General features: G+C 65.1%; 16 protein-coding genes. 6 read left to right on the forward strand and 10 right to left on the reverse strand.

Annotation, left to right across the window (positions count from 1 at the left end):
- Nucleotide 1: 1 nt before the first annotated feature.
- The 4 genes from mutL to ABIB24_RS17765 are packed head-to-tail and all read right to left on the reverse strand — an operon-like array spanning nt 2 to nt 4657.
- The gene (gene mutL, locus ABIB24_RS17750) at nt 2-1897 is read right to left on the reverse strand and encodes a DNA mismatch repair endonuclease MutL (protein WP_025340825.1); all 1896 of its coding nucleotides are present in this window, start codon (nt 1895-1897) and stop codon (nt 2-4) included.
- Nucleotides 1894-3324: an N-acetylmuramoyl-L-alanine amidase gene (locus tag ABIB24_RS17755; protein WP_075046528.1), complete on the reverse strand. Its 1431-nt coding sequence runs from the start codon at nt 3322-3324 to the stop codon at nt 1894-1896. The genes mutL and ABIB24_RS17755 overlap by 4 nt, the downstream gene beginning before the upstream one ends.
- 11 nt (nt 3325-3335) lie before the next feature.
- Nucleotides 3336-3809 carry a tRNA (adenosine(37)-N6)-threonylcarbamoyltransferase complex ATPase subunit type 1 TsaE gene (tsaE, locus tag ABIB24_RS17760; RefSeq protein ID WP_025340827.1) on the reverse strand — a complete coding sequence of 158 codons (474 nt, stop codon included), beginning with the start codon at nt 3807-3809 and terminating at the stop codon, nt 3336-3338.
- The gene (locus ABIB24_RS17765; protein WP_137162512.1) at nt 3797-4657 is read right to left on the reverse strand and encodes an NAD(P)H-hydrate dehydratase; all 861 of its coding nucleotides are present in this window, start codon (nt 4655-4657) and stop codon (nt 3797-3799) included. The genes tsaE and ABIB24_RS17765 overlap by 13 nt, the downstream gene beginning before the upstream one ends.
- A gap of 65 nt (nt 4658-4722) precedes the next feature.
- Between ABIB24_RS17765 and queG the strand changes: the two genes are divergently transcribed.
- The gene (queG, locus tag ABIB24_RS17770) at nt 4723-5787 is read left to right on the forward strand and encodes a tRNA epoxyqueuosine(34) reductase QueG (protein WP_354316954.1); all 1065 of its coding nucleotides are present in this window, start codon (nt 4723-4725) and stop codon (nt 5785-5787) included.
- A 289-nt stretch (nt 5788-6076) separates the two neighbouring features.
- Here queG and ABIB24_RS17775 read toward each other — a convergent pair whose 3' ends face one another.
- Together ABIB24_RS17775 and orn are read right to left on the reverse strand one after the other, a co-directional pair.
- A complete protein-coding gene (locus ABIB24_RS17775) occupies nt 6077-6688 on the reverse strand; it encodes a trimeric intracellular cation channel family protein (protein WP_013974442.1) in 612 nt (203 codons plus the stop codon).
- A 99-nt stretch (nt 6689-6787) separates the two neighbouring features.
- Entirely contained in the window at nt 6788-7330 is a 543-nt protein-coding gene (gene orn / locus ABIB24_RS17780) for an oligoribonuclease (protein ID WP_025340831.1), read from the reverse strand.
- A 143-nt stretch (nt 7331-7473) separates the two neighbouring features.
- On the opposite strand from orn, the gene rsgA reads away from it, so the two are divergent.
- The gene (gene rsgA, locus ABIB24_RS17785; protein ID WP_137162514.1) at nt 7474-8505 is read left to right on the forward strand and encodes a small ribosomal subunit biogenesis GTPase RsgA; all 1032 of its coding nucleotides are present in this window, start codon (nt 7474-7476) and stop codon (nt 8503-8505) included.
- Nucleotides 8506-8684: 179 nt separating this feature from the next.
- Here rsgA and motB read toward each other — a convergent pair whose 3' ends face one another.
- Together motB and motA are read right to left on the reverse strand one after the other, a co-directional pair.
- Complete coding sequence (gene motB / locus ABIB24_RS17790; protein WP_137162515.1) at nt 8685-9698, reverse strand: flagellar motor protein MotB; 1014 nt, start codon at nt 9696-9698, stop codon at nt 8685-8687.
- A gap of 3 nt (nt 9699-9701) precedes the next feature.
- A complete protein-coding gene (gene motA / locus ABIB24_RS17795; RefSeq protein WP_015272014.1) occupies nt 9702-10553 on the reverse strand; it encodes a flagellar motor stator protein MotA in 852 nt (283 codons plus the stop codon).
- 130 nt (nt 10554-10683) lie between these two features.
- On the opposite strand from motA, the gene ABIB24_RS17800 reads away from it, so the two are divergent.
- The 3 genes from ABIB24_RS17800 to asd are packed head-to-tail and all read left to right on the forward strand — an operon-like array spanning nt 10684 to nt 13946.
- Complete coding sequence (locus tag ABIB24_RS17800; RefSeq protein WP_137162516.1) at nt 10684-12219, forward strand: HDOD domain-containing protein; 1536 nt, start codon at nt 10684-10686, stop codon at nt 12217-12219.
- 44 nt (nt 12220-12263) lie between these two features.
- Nucleotides 12264-13073: a rhodanese-like domain-containing protein gene (locus ABIB24_RS17805; protein WP_025340834.1), complete on the forward strand. Its 810-nt coding sequence runs from the start codon at nt 12264-12266 to the stop codon at nt 13071-13073.
- 9 nt (nt 13074-13082) lie between these two features.
- A complete protein-coding gene (gene asd, locus ABIB24_RS17810) occupies nt 13083-13946 on the forward strand; it encodes an archaetidylserine decarboxylase (protein ID WP_137162517.1) in 864 nt (287 codons plus the stop codon).
- 158 nt (nt 13947-14104) lie between these two features.
- Here the strand turns inward: asd and serB are convergent, their stop codons facing one another.
- The gene (gene serB / locus ABIB24_RS17815) at nt 14105-15319 is read right to left on the reverse strand and encodes a phosphoserine phosphatase SerB (RefSeq protein ID WP_025340836.1); all 1215 of its coding nucleotides are present in this window, start codon (nt 15317-15319) and stop codon (nt 14105-14107) included.
- Between the two features lie 135 nt (nt 15320-15454).
- Between serB and ABIB24_RS17820 the strand changes: the two genes are divergently transcribed.
- Complete coding sequence (locus ABIB24_RS17820) at nt 15455-16912, forward strand: AhpA/YtjB family protein (protein ID WP_025340837.1); 1458 nt, start codon at nt 15455-15457, stop codon at nt 16910-16912.
- 160 nt (nt 16913-17072) lie between these two features.
- Here the strand turns inward: ABIB24_RS17820 and ABIB24_RS17825 are convergent, their stop codons facing one another.
- Nucleotides 17073-17783, reverse strand: coding sequence for a PqiC family protein (locus ABIB24_RS17825; RefSeq protein ID WP_025340838.1), 711 nt, complete (start codon nt 17781-17783; stop codon nt 17073-17075).
- Nucleotides 17784-17825: the final 42 nt, after the last annotated feature.

Below are 17825 nucleotides of genomic sequence, written 5' to 3' on the forward strand. Positions count from 1 at the left end.
TTCATCGACCGCGCAGGAAGAGTTTGTCCAGGTCATCCAGACCCATCTGGGTCCAGGTGGGGCGACCATGGTTGCACTGGCCGCTGCGCTCGGTGTTTTCCATGTCACGCAGCAGGGCGTTCATCTCGGGGATCGCCAGGCGCCGGTTGGCGCGCACGGCGCCGTGGCAGGCCATGGTGCCGAGCAGCTCGTTGAGGTGCGCCTGGATACGGTCGCTGGTGCCGTATTCCATCAGGTCGGCGAGTACATCCTGCACCAGGCGGTTGGCCTCGGCCTGCTTGAGCAAAGCCGGGATCTGGCGGATGGCCAGGGTCTCGGGGCCCAGCCGCTGCAGTTCGAAGCCCAGCCGCTGGAACCACTGCGCGTGCTCTTCGGCGCAGTCTGCTTCGCGCTGGCTCAAGGCAAGGGTCTCGGGCACCAGCAGCGGCTGGCCGCTGAGGCCTTCGCTGGCCATGGCTACCTTCAGGCGCTCGTACATGATGCGCTCATGGGCCGCATGCATGTCTACCAGCACCAGGCCGATGGCGTTCTCTGCCAGGATATAGATGCCCTTGAGCTGCGCCAGCGCGTAGCCCAGCGGGGGAATGTCACCCTGGCTTTCGGGCAACGCCGTCGGCGCCGCGCCTTCATCCAGCGGTTTGTAAAACTCGCGATAAACCGCCTGTGCCTCGGCGGCTGGTAGCGGCTGCGAGGGGCGCGGGGTGTACTGGTACTGGTAACCCGCGCCACTGCCGCCACTGGAAAACGACTGCTGCGGGGCACGCGGCTGCTCGAGCACCGGCGAGGCCAGGCGCATTTCGCCCTGGGGGCCGAACTCACCGGCCTGCTGGCCCGTGGGGCGGACCACTTCGGGCACGGCAGCAGGCGCCGCCAACTGGTCTTCCGGGCGCACATCGGCCAGGGCGCGATGCAGGGTGCCATACAGGAAGTCGTGCACCGAGCGCCCCTCGCGGAAACGCACTTCGTGCTTGGTCGGGTGCACGTTGACGTCGACGCCGTTGGGCTCCAGCTCCAGGAACAGCACGAAGGTCGGGTGCCGACCATTGAACAGCACATCGCGGTAGGCCTGGCGCACGGCGTGGGCGACCAGCTTGTCGCGCACCGCACGGCCGTTGACGAAGAAATACTGCAGGTCTGCCTGGCTGCGCGAGAAGGTCGGCAGGCCGACCCAGCCCCACAGGCGCAGGCCATTGCGCTCCACGTCGATCGGCAGCGCCTGCTCCATGAAACCCGGGCCGCAGATGGCACCCACCCGCCGCGCACGGGCGGTTTCATCGTGGGCCTCGTGTAGGCTGAGGATGCTCTTGCCGTTGTGGCGCAGGTGGAAGCCGACATCGAAGCGCGCCAGCGCCAGGCGCCGTATCACTTCCTGCAGGTGATCGAATTCGGTTTTCTCGGCCTTGAGGAACTTGCGCCGGGCCGGGGTATTGAAGAACAGGTCGCGCACTTCCACCGAAGTACCCACCGGGTGCGCCGCCGGCTGCACCCGCGGGGTCATGTCGCGGCCTTCGGTTTCCACCTGCCAGGCCTCGGTAGCGCTGGCGGTACGCGAGGTCAGGGTCAGGCGCGCCACCGAGCTGATAGAGGCCAGGGCCTCACCACGGAAGCCCAGGCTCAATACCCCTTCCAGGTCTTCCAGCTCGCGGATCTTGCTGGTGGCGTGACGGGCCAGGGCCAGCGGCAGGTCGTCGGCGGAAATGCCGCTGCCATCGTCACGCACCCGCAGCAGCTTGACGCCGCCCTGCTCCACTTCCACGTCGATACGCCGCGCGCCGGAGTCCAGGCTGTTCTCAAGCAACTCCTTGGCGACAGAGGCCGGCCGCTCGACAACCTCACCCGCGGCAATCTGGTTGGCCAGCCGCGGGCTGAGCAGCTGGATGCGCGAACCGCCACTCATTGCGAGGCCAACGTGGTAGCGGGGATATCGAGGCGCTGGCCGACCTTCAGCTCATCGGTCTTGAGGCTGTTGGTGCTGCGCAGGCTGGTCACGCTGACCTGGTAGCGCACGGCAAGCATCGCCAGGGTCTCGCCAGGGCGTACCGTGTGCTCACGCGGGCCAGCGGCGATCTTGCCGGTGTCGCGCAGCCAGGCGATGTAGGTGCCAGGCGGCGGGTTCTGCTGGAAGTACTGGCGCACACCGGTGTGGATCGAACGGGCCAGGGCCTGCTGATGGCTGGCGGTGGCCAGCTTGGCGGCTTCGTTGTTGTTCGAGATGAACCCGGTTTCAACGAGGATCGACGGAATATCCGGCGACTTCAGCACCATGAAGCCGGCCTGTTCCACCCGCTGCTTGTGCAGCGAGGTAATGCGGCCCATGTTGCCCAGCACCTTCTGCCCCACATTGAGGCTGGAGCTGAGCGTGGCGGTCATCGACAGGTCGAGCAGCACGCCGGCCAGCATGCGGTCCTTGTCGTCGAGGCTGACGTTACCGGCACCACCGATCAGGTCGGAACGGTTTTCCGTGTCGGCCAGCCAGCGCGCGGTCTCGGAGGTAGCGCCGCGGTCGGACAGGGCGAACACCGAGGCGCCAAAGGCGGCGCGGGACGGCGCGGCGTCGGCGTGGATCGAGATGAACAGGTCGGCGCCCTTCTTGCGAGCGATTTCCGTGCGCTTGCGCAGCGGGATGAAGTAGTCGCCGGTACGGGTCAGCTCGGCCCGGAAGCCTTTTTCGCTGTTGATCTGGCGCTGCAGTTCCTTGGCGATCTGCAGCACGATGTCTTTTTCATGCTGGCCACGCGAGCCGGACGCACCCGGGTCTTCGCCGCCGTGACCGGCGTCGATGGCAACCACGATGTCACGCTTGCCGTTGGGAACCGGCGGCAGCTTGATGGCAGGCTGGGCCGGGGTCACCGGCACTGCCGGCGTGGTTGCAGGCGTTGGTGCCGGAGTCGGGGCCGGCGCCGGCGCGCTGGCCGCAATGGCGTCAGCCTCCTGGTCGTACAGGTCGACCACCAGGCGGTTGCCGTACTGGGCGTTGGGCGCCAGGGTGAAGCTTTTTGGGGTGACCGACTTTTTCAGGTCGACCACCACGCGCAGGTCGGTCGGGGTGCGCTGAGCCGAACGCACGCTGCTGATCGGCGTATTGGAGGTAGCCACGTTCAGTGGCGCGGCCAAGGTCGCGCCATTGATGTCGATAACCAGGCGATCAGGTGCGCTCAGGGTGAAGACGCTGTGCTGCACGGGGCCAGACAGGTCGAAGACCAGCCGCGTGTTGTCTGGCGCGCGCCACAGGCGCATGCTCTTGACTTGAGTGACGGCCAGAGCGTCAACGGTCACCGTTGTCAGCAGCAGCCCAACGATGGCGACCAGTGCGCGTATGCGCATACCTACCCCACTTACTGTTTATAGTGTTCGGCCAGTGCCACGCACCAGGCCTCGCCGCGAGCCCCCTGCGGCGAAAGGATCAGCGAGCGTCCGCCCGCTTGGGGGCTTATGGTAATGGTCAGGTCGGGCTTTGGCAAAACGCCCGCACCCTTTTGTGGCCACTCGAACAGGCACAGCGGGTCGCCCTCGAAATAGTCACGAATGCCCATGAACTCCAGCTCTTCCGGATCGACCAGGCGATACAGGTCGAAATGGAACGCCCGCACCTCACCGATCTCGTAAGGCTCGACCACGGTGAAGGTCGGGCTTTTCACTGCACCAGTATGGCCCAGGCCACGAATCAGGCCACGCGACAGCGTGGTTTTGCCCGCGCCCAGGTCACCTTCCAGAAAAATCACGCCGTGACCGCCGGTCACCCCGGCCAGTTGTGCGCCGAATTCGACCGTGGCCGCTTCATCGGCCAGAAACAGGTTTAAGCCAGACACGCAGAATGCTCCTCCAACAACTCACGAATGACCGGCGCCAGATCGCTGGCAGCCAGGCCTCTACCTTTAACGCCCAGACGCTCGCCGGCACAGGCGTGCAGCCATACCCCCAGCCCCGCGGCATGCCAGGCATCCAGGCCCTGGGCCAGCAGCGCCGCCAATACACCGGTCAGCACATCGCCCAGGCCGGCACCGGCCATGGCCGGGTGGCCACGTTCGCACAGCAGCAGCTGCCCGGCTGGGTCGGCCACCAGAGTGCCGGCCCCCTTGAGCACGCAGACGCTGTTGTAACGGCGCGCCAGCTTGCGTGCGGCGCCCGCGCGGTCCGCCTGCACAGCCTCGGTGGAAATGCCCAGCAGCCGCGCCGCCTCCCCGGGGTGCGGGGTAAGAATACTGCCACTGGGCAGGGCCAGCGGGGTGCGCGCCAGCAAATTCAGGGCATCGGCGTCCCACACCTGCGGGCGCTCGGCATTGGCCACCGCCGACAGCAGACTGCGGCCCCAGGCTGCCTGGCCCAGGCCAGGGCCGACCACCAGCACCGAAGCGCGCTCCAGCACGCCCATCAGCTGGTTGGCCGAAGTGGCGCCCAGGCACATGACCTCGGGCAGGCGCGCCAGGCTGGCGGCCACATGCTCGGGCCGGGTCGCCACGCTGACCAGCCCCGCGCCACAGCGCAGGGCGGCCTCGGCACTGAGCAGCACGGCGCCGCCGGTACCGAGGTCACCACCGACCACCAGTACATGGCCGAAGTCGCCTTTATGGGCATGCGCATGCCGTGCCGGCAGGTGCGCCACAGTCACGCTGCTGAGCAATTGAGGGGTATGGCCGGGGTGTTTGTTCTGCGGCATGGGGTCAAAGGCTCCAATGTCTGGCAGAATTATACGCACCTGAGCCCGTATTGCCTTGCCCATCCATGTCCGCCTGTACGCCTGACCTCGCCCAACTGGCCCAATCGATCAAGATTTGGGGCCAAGAACTCGGTTTTGCCCATGTCGGCATCGCCGGGGTCGACCTTGGCGAACACGAACACCACCTGCAGCGCTGGCTCGACGCCGGCTACCAGGGCGAGATGGATTACCTGGGCGCCCACGGCAGCAAGCGCGCGCACCCCGAGCAACTGATCCCCGGCACTGTACGCGTGGTATCGCTGCGCATGGACTACCTGCCCGGCGACACGCAGATGGCGCAGCGCCTGGCACAGCCGGAAAAAGCCTACGTATCGCGCTACGCCCTGGGCCGGGATTACCACAAGCTGGTGCGCAAGCGCGTGCAGTTCCTGGCCGATCGCATTCAGGAGGCCATCGGGCCATTCGGCTACCGCGCCTTCGTCGACAGCGCTCCGGTGCTGGAAAAGGCCCTGGCCGAGCAGGCCGGGCTGGGCTGGATCGGCAAGAACACCCTGCTGCTCAACCGCAAGGCGGGCAGCTACTTCTTCCTCGCCGAGCTGTTCGTCGACCTGCCGCTGCCGGTGGACGAAGCCACCACCAGCGAACACTGCGGGCGCTGCCAGGCCTGCCTGGACATCTGCCCGACCCAGGCTTTCGTCGGGCCGTATGTGCTGGATGCACGGCGCTGCATCTCCTACCTGACCATCGAATTGCGGGGGCCGATCCCCGTCGAGTTGCGTTCGAAGATGGGCAACCGGGTGTTCGGTTGCGATGACTGCCAGATCGTCTGCCCGTGGAACCGCTTTGCCAGGCACAGCCAGGAACAGGACTTCCAGCCACGGCACAGGCTGGAGAATGCCGAGCTGGCGGAGATGTTCCTGTGGGATGAAAGGACCTTCCTGCGCAAGACCGAAGGCGGGCCATTGCGCCGGGCCGGGTATGAGCGCTGGTTGCGCAACCTGGCGGTGGGGCTTGGCAATGCGCCTTCGACGATCCCGGTGATCGAAGCGCTGAAGGCGCGGCGCGAGGATGCCTCGGAGCTGGTGAGGGAGCATGTGGAGTGGGCGCTGGCGCAGCACGGCATTTCGTAGCCCCCCTGAGGGAGATTGCCCAGCCCTTTGGGCTGCGTTGTCGCACAGATAACTGAATTCGCAAGCGATCCTCGTACCCTGTGGGAGCGGCTTTAGCCGCGAAGAATCCAACGCGGTGCATGGCACCGGCTACGCCGGTGTTCGCGGCTAAAGCCGCTCCCACAGGGTCCCTGCTAATTCAATGAGTTATGTACAGTTCTATGAAAGCGGGTTTACCCGCGCGGTGGATGGCACGGGCTGCGCCCGTGTTCGCGGGTGAACCCGCTCCCACAGGGGGCGCATGTCAAGGCTACTGCTGGTCGTTGTAGTGGAACTTGGGCATTTCCCAATGGAACCGAATCGCCAGCAACCGCACCAGGAACCCGCCAAACAAGGTCAGTAACATCGCCTGTTCCGCCGGCACCTTGAAATACACGCAGCCCAGGTAGAACCAAGCCGCGGCAAACGACACGCTGGCGTACAGCTCGCGGCGGAACACCAGGGGAATGTCGTTACAGAAGATATCCCGCAAGATCCCGCCAAATACCCCGGTGATCACCCCGCTGATCGACGCCACCAGCATGCCCTGCCCCATCTCCAGTGCGGTCATGCAGCCGATCAGGGTAAAGGCCACCAGCCCCAGGGCATCGAGCACCAGGAACAGCGAGCGCAGGCGGCGCATCATCGGTGCGATGAAGATGGTCAGCAGCGCCGCACAACTGGTCAGCACCAGGTACTCCGGGTGCTTCACCCAAGTCAGCGGGTAATGCCCGAGCAGCACGTCACGCACCGAGCCGCCACCCAGGGCGGTGACGCAGGCGATCAGCACCACGCCGAACCAGTCCATGCCGCGGCGGCCAGCAGACAACGCGCCGGTCATGGCTTCGGCGGTGATGGCGATGAGGTAGAGCATCAACAACATGGTGCGGGGTCCGTGCGGGCGGGCGAGAAGGCGCGCAGTCTAACCAGTTGCCCATGGCACCAAAAGAGGGCGCAGATACAATATCTGCGCCTTTTCGGCTCACACCTTGATGAAGTGCTCGCGATAGTGGCGCAGTTCGGCGATGGATTCGCGGATGTCGTCCAGCGCCAGGTGGGTGTTGCCCTTCTTGAAGCTGTCACGCACATCAGGCGCCCAGCGTGCAGCCAGCTCCTTCAGGGTCGAGACATCCAGGTTGCGGTAGTGGAAGTAGTTTTCCAGGTTGCGCATGTGCCGGTAGAGGAAGCGGCGGTCCTGGCAGATGCTGTTGCCGCAGATCGGCGACTTGCCTTTCGGTACCCACTGCTCGAGGAAGGCAATGGTCTGCGCCTCGGCTGCGGCCATGTCGACCTTGCTCTCGCGTACGCGCTGGGTCAGGCCCGAAGCGCCATGGGTGCGGGTGTTCCACTCGTCCATGCGCGCCAGCACTTCGTCACTGTGGTGGATGGCGATCACCGGCCCTTCGGCCAGGGTGTTCAGTTCGCTGTCGGTGACGATGGTGGCCATCTCGATGATGACGTCGCTGTCCGGATCCAGGCCAGTCATTTCCAAATCGATCCAGATCAGGTTCTGTGGGTTTTGCATGCGGGGGCTCCTCGTATAGGCCGTCATAGTAGCGTAGTGGCCAAGGCACGCCCATTCACGGCGCGAAGGTAAGCCAAATGGTCCGGCGCCTGGCGTGCTAAACTGCCTGCCGTTTTCAACCTGCCCCCACGCACGGAATCTTCATGGCCAAACGCCAGCTCAATCGCCGCCAGAACTGGCGCATCGAAAAAATCCAGAACGAGCGCGCCGCGCGTGCGGCCAAACGCGAACAGCACGTGCTGCAGGAGCTGGAGGGTGGCGACCTGGGGCCGGAGCAACTGGGCCTGGTGATTGCGCACTTCGGTGTGCAGGTAGAAGTGGAAGCCCAGGACGGCGAAGCCGCAGGCCAGGTGTTCCGCTGCCACTTGCGCGCCAACCTGCCGGCGTTGGTTACCGGCGACCGCGTGGTATGGCGCTCGGGCAACCAGGGCATTGGCGTGATCGTCGCGCAGATGCCGCGCAGTACCGAGCTGTGCCGGCCAAACAACCACGGCCAGCTGAAACCGGTGGCGGCCAACGTCGACCTTATCGTGATCGTCTTCGCCCCCGCGCCCGAGCCGCACCCCAACCTCATCGACCGTTATCTGGTGGCGGCGGAGCACGCCGGCATTCGCCCGCTGCTGCTGCTGAACAAGGCTGACCTGATCAACGACGAGAACGGCCCGGGCCTGCATGCGCTGCTGGAGGTTTACCGCGAGCTGGGCTACCCGCTGCTGGAGGTCTCGGCCCACCAGGGTGACGGCATGCAACGCCTGCAACAGATGCTCGACGGCCACATCAGCGTGTTTGTCGGCCAGTCAGGGGTGGGCAAGTCGTCGTTGGTCAACAGCTTGCTGCCGGACGCTGGCACCCGTGTCGGCGACCTGTCGGAGTGGTCTGGCCAGGGCACCCACACCACCACCACCGCGCGGTTGTACCACTTCCCCAATGGTGGCGACCTGATCGACTCGCCGGGCATCCGCGAGTTCGGCCTGGGTCATGTCAGCCGCAGTGATGTGGAGGATGGTTTCATCGAGTTCCGCGACCTGTTCGGCACCTGCCGCTTCCGCGACTGCAAGCATGATCGCGAACCGGGCTGTGCGCTGCTCAAGGCGCTGGACGAGGGGCGTATCAAGCAGCAACGGATGAACAGCTACCGCTCTATCATTGCCAGTTTGCCGGAAGACGCTTACTAACCCCTGTGGGCGCGAGGTTCAGCTGCAGCACACGCCTGTAGGAGCGGCCTTGTGTCGCGATAGGGCCGCAGAGCGGCCCCAGCAATCTTTGCCAAAATGCAGAGATCCGGGGGCCGCCTTGCGGCCCTATCGCGACACAAGGCCGCTCCTACAAGGACCGTGCAGGGCGCCCCAAGAACCTACTGGTCCTTGGCCTCATCCATCTTCAGTGTCCCCTCTTCGAAGATGTTCAGCTTCTGGCGCAGTTCACGAGGCTGCATGGGGGCCTGCCCGGCCTCCCCTGGCGCCGCCGGTGCCGCAGCGGCCGGCGGCGCAGGCTCGGCAGCCGATGCTTCCGGCGCGCCCTGTTCGCCTTCGATATTGCGCTGGGCCTTTTTGGTCAGCACGATGATGTCGATGCGGCGGTTGACCGGGTTGAACGGGTCCTTGCGATCGAACAGCGACGACGAGGCATAACCCACCACCCGCGCCACCTGGTCATCCGGGTAGCCGCCGGCCACGAGTGCACGGCGCGCGGCGTTGGCGCGGTTGGCAGACAGTTCCCAGTTGCCGAACTCGCCACTGCCGGCATAAGGCTTGGCGTCGGTGTGGCCACTGATGCTGATCTTGTTCGGCACCGCCTTGATGGTGTCGGCCATGGCCAGCAGGATGTCCTCGAAGTACGGCTGCAGGCGCGCGCTGCCAATGTCGAACATCGGCCGGTTCTCGGCGTCCATGATCTGGATGCGCAGGCCGTCCTGGGTGATCTCGAACAGGATCTGGTCCTTGAACTTCTGCAGCTGCGGGTTCTCTTCCACCTTGTTCTGCAGTTCCTGCAGCAGCAACTCCAGGCGCTCACGCTCGACCTGCTCGGCCATGGTCTCCACCTGGTCCTTGTCCAGCTGGATGCTGGTATCAGGCGTCGGCTCCGACTTGGCTTCGGGGTTGATGGTCTTTTCCGGTGCCAGCTGAGGCGAGCCGCCCAGGTCGATGACGTAGGGCGTTCCGCTTTCCGAGAAGCCGATCGGGTCCTTGAAGTAGCCGGCAATGGCGATCTTCTGTTCCGGTGTGGCCGTGGACAACAGCCACAGCACCAGGAAGAACGCCATCATCGCCGTGGCGAAGTCGGCGAAGGCGATTTTCCAGGCGCCGCCGTGATGGCCGCCGCCAAAGCGCTTGACGCGCTTGACGATGATGGGCTGATTGTTCTCCATGACTCAGCGACCGCGAACCGCTTGTTCCAGTTCGGCGAAGCTTGGGCGGTGCTTGGGGTACAGCACCTTGCGCCCGAACTCGACCGCCAGCGAAGGCGGCATGCCCGAGGCCGAGGCCACCAGCGAAGCCTTGATCGATTCGTAGAGGTTCAGCTCTTCCTTGGCATCGTGTTCCAGGCACTTGGCCAACGGGCCGAAGAAGCCGTAGGCCGCCAGAATACCGAAGAAGGTACCCACCAGTGCCGCACCCACATGGAGGCCGATGGAGGCCTGGTCACCGTCGCCGAGCGAGGCCATGGTCACCACGATACCCAGTACCGCCGCAACGATACCGAAGCCCGGCATGCCGTCGGCGATGCCGGTCACCGCATGGGACGGGTGCTCCAGTTCTTCCTTCATGCTCAGCAGTTCCATGTCGAACAGGCCCTCGAGCTCGTGCGGGGCCATGTTGCCGGTGGACATGATGCGCAGGTAGTCGCAGACGAACGCGGTCATGCGCTCATCGGCCAGCACCGTCGGGTACTTGGCGAAGATCGGGCTGGCGGCGGCATCCTCGATGTCGGCCTCGATGGCCATCATGCCTTCGCGCCGGCTCTTGTTGAGGATCTCGTACACCAGGCCCAGCACTTCCAGGTAGAAGGCATGAGTGAAGCGCGAGCCGAACATCTTCATCGACTTCTTGATGACGTGCATGGTCATGTGGCCAGGGTTGGCCTGGAGGAATGCACCAAAGGCCGCACCGCCGATGATCAGTACTTCGAACGGCTGGATCAGCGCCGCGATCTTGCCGTGGGAAAGCACGTATCCGCCGAGCACGCTCGCGAATACGACGATGATGCCGATAATTTTAGCCATAGGTTCAAAGCACTTGCTGTCGTGGTCAGGGGAAGAGACGGGAGCTTTAAAACTCTTCTTCTACTTATCGGCAGAACTGCGCCAGACTATAGCCACTCAATGCGAAAAGCCAGTTCGGACTGATGTCAAAATGCCAATTGAAACCAAGGTGCCCGCTCAGGCTCCACGTACGCTAGAGGCCTGGGTAAAGCTGCTCGAGAGTGTTCGCATCCCCGTGCCGAAGCACAGCTACGACCGGGTCATGGCCGCCATCCACGATAGCCGCCGCTCGCTGCGCGATATCGCCGAACTGATGCAGGATAGCCCGGCACTGGTGCTGTCGGTGATGCGCGAAGCCAATCACCCCACCAATGCCAGCCTGGCAGAGCCCGCCGAAAGCCTGGAAGTCGCCCTCAACCGCCTGGGCCTGGAGCGCAGCGAACAGCTGCTCAAACGCCTGCCAGCTGTGCCCGTCGAAGAAATCCCGCCGGTACTGTGCCAGTTCCAGCTGATCAGCCAGCACGCCTCGCAGCAGGCCAGCGGCCTGTTCGCCAGCCGCCTGGCACGGCTGTGGCAGGAAATCCACTGGGGCAGCCTGTTGTTCCTGTCGCCACTCTGGCCGCTGGCGCTGGCCTACCCCAAGCTGCTCGATACCTGGGAGCTGCGGGTTATCCACAAGGGCGAAGACGCCGCCCATGTCGAGGAAGAACTGTTTGGCGTGCGCATCATGGAGCTTTGCCAGACCATGGCGGAGTACTGGCGCCTGCCACAATGGGTGACCCAGGGTTACCGCCTATTGCTGGAAGAACGCGAACAACTGGCCCAGGTGCTCAGTATCGCCCGCGACCCGGACCTGCTCAGCCAGCAACACCGCCTGGACGCCGAGCCAGGCCTGCGCCGCTGGTTCAACCAGCCGGCCAACACCGTGCTGCTGGCCAACAACCTGGCCCTGGCGGCACAGGTGGGCTGGGACAACCCGCACCTGCTGCGCTGGCAGCTGTTGACCGCACTGTACCTGCAGACCTCGCTGGAAGACGTGCAGCAGCAGGTGCACCAGCAGGCTGCGGCCAGCGCCCGCCGCCATGCCCAGCATGCCCTGTTCCACCCGGCCGAAGCGCTGATCTGGCCCTGGCACCAGCGCCGCCCGCACCCAGACATGCTGGCTCCGCCACCGCCCACCAGCGACGAACTGGCGCGCTGGCGCAAGCTGTGCCAGGACCTTCTGGCCCAGCCCAGCCCGTTCACCAACAGCGTGCACCTGGCCACGCAGGTTATCGAGGCCCTTCTGGCCTCTGGCATGCAGCGGATCCTGCTGCTGAGCCTGGACAAGGTCAAAAACGAGCTGCGCGTGCAGCAGATGGCCGGCCTGCCCAAGGAAGCCGGGGCGCTGGTACTGCCGGTGGAGAAGAACAAACTGCTGCAAAAGCTGCTGGCCAAGGCCGGGCAATTGCGTATCACCCCGGAAAACCACAGCCAGTTCTCGGCCCTGCTGCCGGCCCCGCTGCGTGCCTTGTTCCGCAGCGAGCACGTGCTGCTGCGCTCGCTGGCGGTGACGGACCAGGTGCTGATGCTGATGGTGGCTGACCAAGGCTGCCGGCCGCTGACCGATATCAGCGTGCAAGCCTTCGGCAAGACCGCACAGTGCACCGAACGGGCGCTGTCGGTGTTTGCCAACCGCAAGGCCTGAGCCTTGCGCTACAATCGCCCCTCTTTCCACACTGGAGACCGTGGATGACTGACTTTTCCGGCCTGCCCCTGGTGATCGAAGCCGCGGACCTGCTGCCGCGCCTGGATTCGCCACAGCTGATCCTGGTCGACCTGAGCAGCGCCAACCGCTATGTCAGCGGGCATATCCCCGGCGCACGCTTCGTCGAAGGCAAGCGTACCCAGCTCGGCCAGCCCCCCGCCCCCGGCCTGCTGCCGGCTCTGGGCGAGCTGGAAAAACTGTTCAGCGAACTCGGCCACCGCGACGATGCCGTGTATGTGGTGTATGACGATGAGGGCGGCGGCTGGGCCGGGCGCTTCATCTGGCTGCTCGACGTGATCGGCCACAAGCGTTACCACTACCTCAATGGCGGCATCCAGGCCTGGCCCGCCGACAAGCTCTCCACAGAAGTGCCCGCCAGCGGCAACACGCCGGTGCACCTGCGCATCGACAGTTCGCCCACCGCCACCCGCGAGTACCTGCAAAGCCGCCTGGGCGCCGACGACCTGGTCATCTGGGACGCCCGTGGCCCGCAGGAATTCAGCGGCGAGAAAGTGCTGGCAGCCAAGGGCGGCCACATCCCCGGCGCGATCAACTTCGAGTGGACCGCCGGCATGGACCTCAACGACCACCTGCGCATTCGCCAGGACATCGCCGAAGTCCTGCAGAAACTGGGCATCACCCCCGACAAGGAAGTGATTACCCACTGCCAGACCCACCGCCGCTCCGGTTTCACCTACCTGGTGGCCAAGGCCCTCGGCTACCCGCGCGTCAAGGCCTACGCCGGCTCGTGGAGCGAATGGGGCAACCACCCGGACACGCCAGTAGAAGTCTAAGGAACCTGCATGAAATCCCGTTTGTTCATCATCAGCCAGTACCTGCTGCCGCACCACCTGCTGTCGCGGCTGGCCGGCTGCATCGCCGAGTGCCGCGTGCGCTGGTTCAAGAACGCCTTCACCGCCTGGTTCGCCAAGCGTTACCAGGTCAACATGAGCGAAGCGCTGGTCGAGGACCTGAGCGCCTACGAGCACTTCAATGCATTCTTCACCCGCGCCCTGAAGCCGGGTGCCCGCCCGCTGGACGAGGCCCCGGGCGCCATCCTGTGCCCGGCCGACGGTGCCGTCAGCCAGCTTGGCCCGATCGAGCACGGCCGCATTTTCCAGGCCAAGGGCCACGGTTTCAGCGCACAGGAGCTGCTGGGCGGTGACCCGGCCATGGCCGCGCCGTTCATGGGCGGCGAGTTCGCCACCATCTACCTGTCGCCCAAGGATTACCACCGCGTGCACATGCCGCTGGCCGGTACCCTGCGTGAAATGGTCTACGTGCCGGGCCGCCTGTTCTCGGTCAACCAGACCACCGCAGAGAACGTCCCCGAGCTGTTCGCCCGCAACGAGCGTGTGGTATGCCTGTTCGATACCGAGCGCGGGCCGATGGCCGTGGTGCTGGTTGGCGCGATGATCGTCGCTTCGATCGAAACCGTGTGGGCCGGCCTGGTGACGCCACCCAAGCGTGAACTGAAGACCTTCCGCTACGACGAAGCCAGCCGCGCGCCGATCCATCTGGAGAAAGGCGCCGAACTGGGCCGTTTCAAGCTGGGGTCGACTGCTATCGTGCTGTTCGGGCCGGAGCAGGTGAAGTGGGCGGAGAACCTGGGTGCTGGTTCCGCGGTGCGCATGGGGCAGCAGTTGGCGGTGCCTGTGCAGGCTTGATTCGAGCAGTATGAAAAGGCCCTTCACTGCAGGGCCTTTTTATTGGGGCCGCTGTGCGGCCCTTCGCGGGCACGCCCGCTCCCACAGGGTAAGCGCGGCTCTCTCTGTGGGAGCGGGCGTGCCCGCGAAGGGCTGCGAAGCAGCCCCAAATTTGCAGATCAGCCGCGCGCGTCGCGGTCCCGCAGGCCCAGCAGATACAACACCCCATCCAGCCCCAGGGTAGAAATCGCCTGCTTGGCCGACTGGCGCACCAGCGGCTTGGCGCGGAACGCCACGCCCAGGCCGGCCAGCGACAGCATCGGCAGGTCGTTGGCACCGTCACCCACGGCAATGGTCTGCTCCAGCTGCAAGCCTTCTTCGCTGGCCAGCTTCTGCAGCAGCTCGGCCTTGCGCTGGGCATCGACGATCGGCTCCACAGCCACGCCGGTCACCTTGCCATCGACCACTTCCAGCTCGTTGGCGAACACATAGTCGATGCCCAGGCGCGCCTGCACCTGGCGGGCAAAGTAAGTGAAGCCACCGGACAGGATCGCCGTCTTGTAACCCAGGCGCTTGAGCTCTGCGAACAGATTCTCGGCACCTTCGGTCAGGCGCAGCGACGCACCGATCTCGTCCAGCACGCCCACATCCAGGCCCTTGAGCAGCGCCATGCGCTCCTTGAAGCTGGCGCGGAAGTCCAGCTCGCCACGCATCGCGCGCTCGGTGATCGCGGCCACCTGCTCACCCACGCCAGCGGCCTTGGCCAGTTCGTCGATGACTTCGGCTTCGATCAGCGTCGAGTCCATGTCGAACACCGCCAGGCGGCGGTTGCGGCGGAACAGGTCGTCCTTCTGGAAGGCGATGTCGATGCTCAGCTCTTCAGCCAAGGCGAAGAAGTCGGCACGCAGCGCCTGGGCATCGCTCGGCACGCCGCGCACGGAAATCTCGATGGCCGCCTTGCCCTTGTCGGTCTCGGCATCCAGCGCCACACGGGCCGACAGGCGCTCGATGCGCTCGATGGTCAGGCCGTACTGGCTGATCACCGCACTCACCCGCTGCAGCTGCTCGGGGGTGATCTTGCGGCTGAGCAAGGTGACGATGTGGCGCGCCTCGCCGTGGCCATCGGCCCAGTGCTGGTAGTCCGCCTCGGAAATCGGCGTGTAGCGGGCCTGCAGGTTCAGTTCGTGGGCCTTGGCCTGCACGCTCTGCAGCAGGGAGGTGGCCACTTCGTTGTCCGGGATATCGACCAGGATGCCGAACGACAAGGTACCGTGCATGACTGCCAGGCCAATGTCGAGGATGCTCACACCGCCCTGCAGCAGGACGCCGGTGATAGCCGCAGTGAGACCGGGACGGTCCTCACCGGTGATGTTGATCAGGACGATTTCGCGCACAACCTGGCTCCGACTTCGATGAAAAATGCGCATTCTACCGATTTTCCGTGACCGTCGGGCGCCAACGATACTTTGCCGACAAAACCCGGCTCGCTATACTGCCCCACACTTTCATGCCATTAAGAGCCGAGCTCAGTGAACCGGCCCACGCCCGTCAAAGCAGACAACTTCTTCCTGATGATCTATCGCGCCCTGAGTCAACGTCGCGTGCCGCTGGCACTGCGCATCGCCTGCACCAACATTTTCCTGGTGGCGCTGGCATTGGTGATCTACGCCTGCGTGATGGGCCTGCAGTTCAAGCAGGCCATGCACGAGCAGGCCGATGCCCTGGGTCAGAGCCTGACCACCCAGACCGCCACCTCGGCGACCGAGCTGCTGGTGGCCAACGACATCCTCAGCCTCAACGTGCTGCTCGGCAACCTGGTGAAAAACCCACTGGTGGCCCATGCAGCGATCTACAGCGTGGACAACCGTATCCTCGCCGAGGCCGGCCAGCGCCCGCGCAATAGCCTGCTGGGCGAGGCCGAAGGCCTGTACCAGACCAAGATCACCTTCCAGGACGTGACCGCCGGGCAACTGCGCATCAGCCTGGACATGAGCCAGTTCCAGCAGCCGATGCTGATCAGCCTGCAGAGCATGGGCATCCTTGCCGCCATCCTGCTGGTGCTGGCACTGACCCTGAGCCTGCGCCAGGGCCGCTTCATCACCCTGCCGCTGCTGCAGCTGCGGGTGTGGCTGCGCGACCCGCAACCCTATACCCCGGCCACCGACCGCCAGGACGAGATCGGCGACATCGCCCGCCAGCTGCACGCGCGCCTGGCCCCGCCGCCGCCACCTGAGCCGGAGCCCGAAGAAGAGGACGACGAGCAGTTCGACGACCTGCACGACGCCGCCCCGGCAGCCAAGGCCGCGCCGCGCGCCAAGCTGGCCGCCCAGGCGGACGAGGATGACGATGAAGCCTTCGCCGGCCTGCTGGACGACGAAAGCGCGCCCAAGGCCGCCGTGGTCGAATCCGACGAGCCGCAGTACAGCGCCGTGCTTGCCGTGCAACTGGGTTCGCAGGAGCAGCTGCGTCGCCTGCCGCGCACGCGCCTGACCGAACTGACCGAGCGCTACCGTGATTGCCTGGAGCACGCCGCCTCGCTCTACGACGGCGAAACCCACACACTCAACGACGGCAGCACCCTGGTGCTGTTCCACAGCCGCGACTGCGGCGAGGACTACCTGACCAACGCCATCTGCTGCGGCGAGCTGTTGCGCGCCCTGGGCCATGCCCTGCAGATCGAGGTGGCGGACAGCGGCATCACCCTGCAGCTGCAACTGGGCCTGGCCCTGGGCAACGACCTGCAAGGGCTGGAGCTGGTAGACCTGCTGATGGCCGAAAAGGCCCAGGACGCCCTGGCGCTGTCGCAGCACAGCCGCAACCTGTTGCTGGTGGAGCGGCAGATCAGCGATGACACGCTGATTCGCCAGCGCGCCCGCATTCGCCCGATTGCCAGCCCCGAGGGCGCCTGCTGCGTGGAGCGCCTGATGGAGCCCTACCCGTCGATGCTGGAGCGGCAGTTGGCGCGGATGCACGAACGCCGGGCCTGATACCGGGCTGGCCTCTTCGCGGGTAAACCCGCTCCCACAGGGGCCTGCGCCAACCTGTGGGAGCGGGTTTACCCGCGAAGAGGCCAGCACAGACAGTACAAAAACAGCAGATACGAAAAAGCCCGCATCGTTGCGGGCTTTTTCGTATCTGGCAGTTGGATCAGAACCGGTAGACTTCCATATCGGTTCGAATCGGCGCAGCCATCGGGATCTTGGATTTCTCCGGCGTCTTTTTCACCTGCACCGGAGCAGCCGGCTTTTTTGGCGACTCTTCGGCAATCGCCGGCTGGTTGGCCAGCGGCTTGACCGCAGTGCTCAGCTGTTCGGCCAGCTTCTGCAGCAACTGGCCCTGGGCCTGTACCTGCGACGCCTCGCTGCCCGCGTGTGGCTGCTCGAGGTGAACGATGCGATTGTCACGCACATGACCACGGCGGTCCAACAAGCGCCACTGGGCATCCAGGACGGCCGGCTGGTCCTTGCCCGAGTCCAGGCGAGTAATCGACAGCAGTACTTGTACATCGGGGTTGAAACCGGTCGCCGCCGGGGCCAGCACCACGCGCTGGCTGTCCAGGCGCCAGGCGAGTTGGCGCACCAACAGCTGGTCGATATCCGACGAAAGGCTGCCGGCCCAACGACCGTCGGTCGCCGAACTCAGGCTGCCATCGGCCTGACGTTGCAGGAAGGTTTCACGTTGCAGGTAATCGGCAACCGATACCGGGCCGAGCACCACGGCCATGCCCGCACTCTGCGAAGGCTGGCCAGGATCACCACTGTCGAGCTGGTACAGGGCAACCGGCTGGTGCATGGTGCACCCGCCAAGGCCCAGCAGGCCAGTCATCAACAGCGCAAATGGAAGGCGCAGAAATTTCATCATCCCATCCAGGCGGTCGCCAAAAGGCCAACCGCAGTGATA

Origin of the sequence: Pseudomonas sp. UYEF17, from assembly GCF_040546125.1 — a bacterium.
Taxonomy (GTDB): domain Bacteria; phylum Pseudomonadota; class Gammaproteobacteria; order Pseudomonadales; family Pseudomonadaceae; genus Aquipseudomonas; species Aquipseudomonas putida_Z.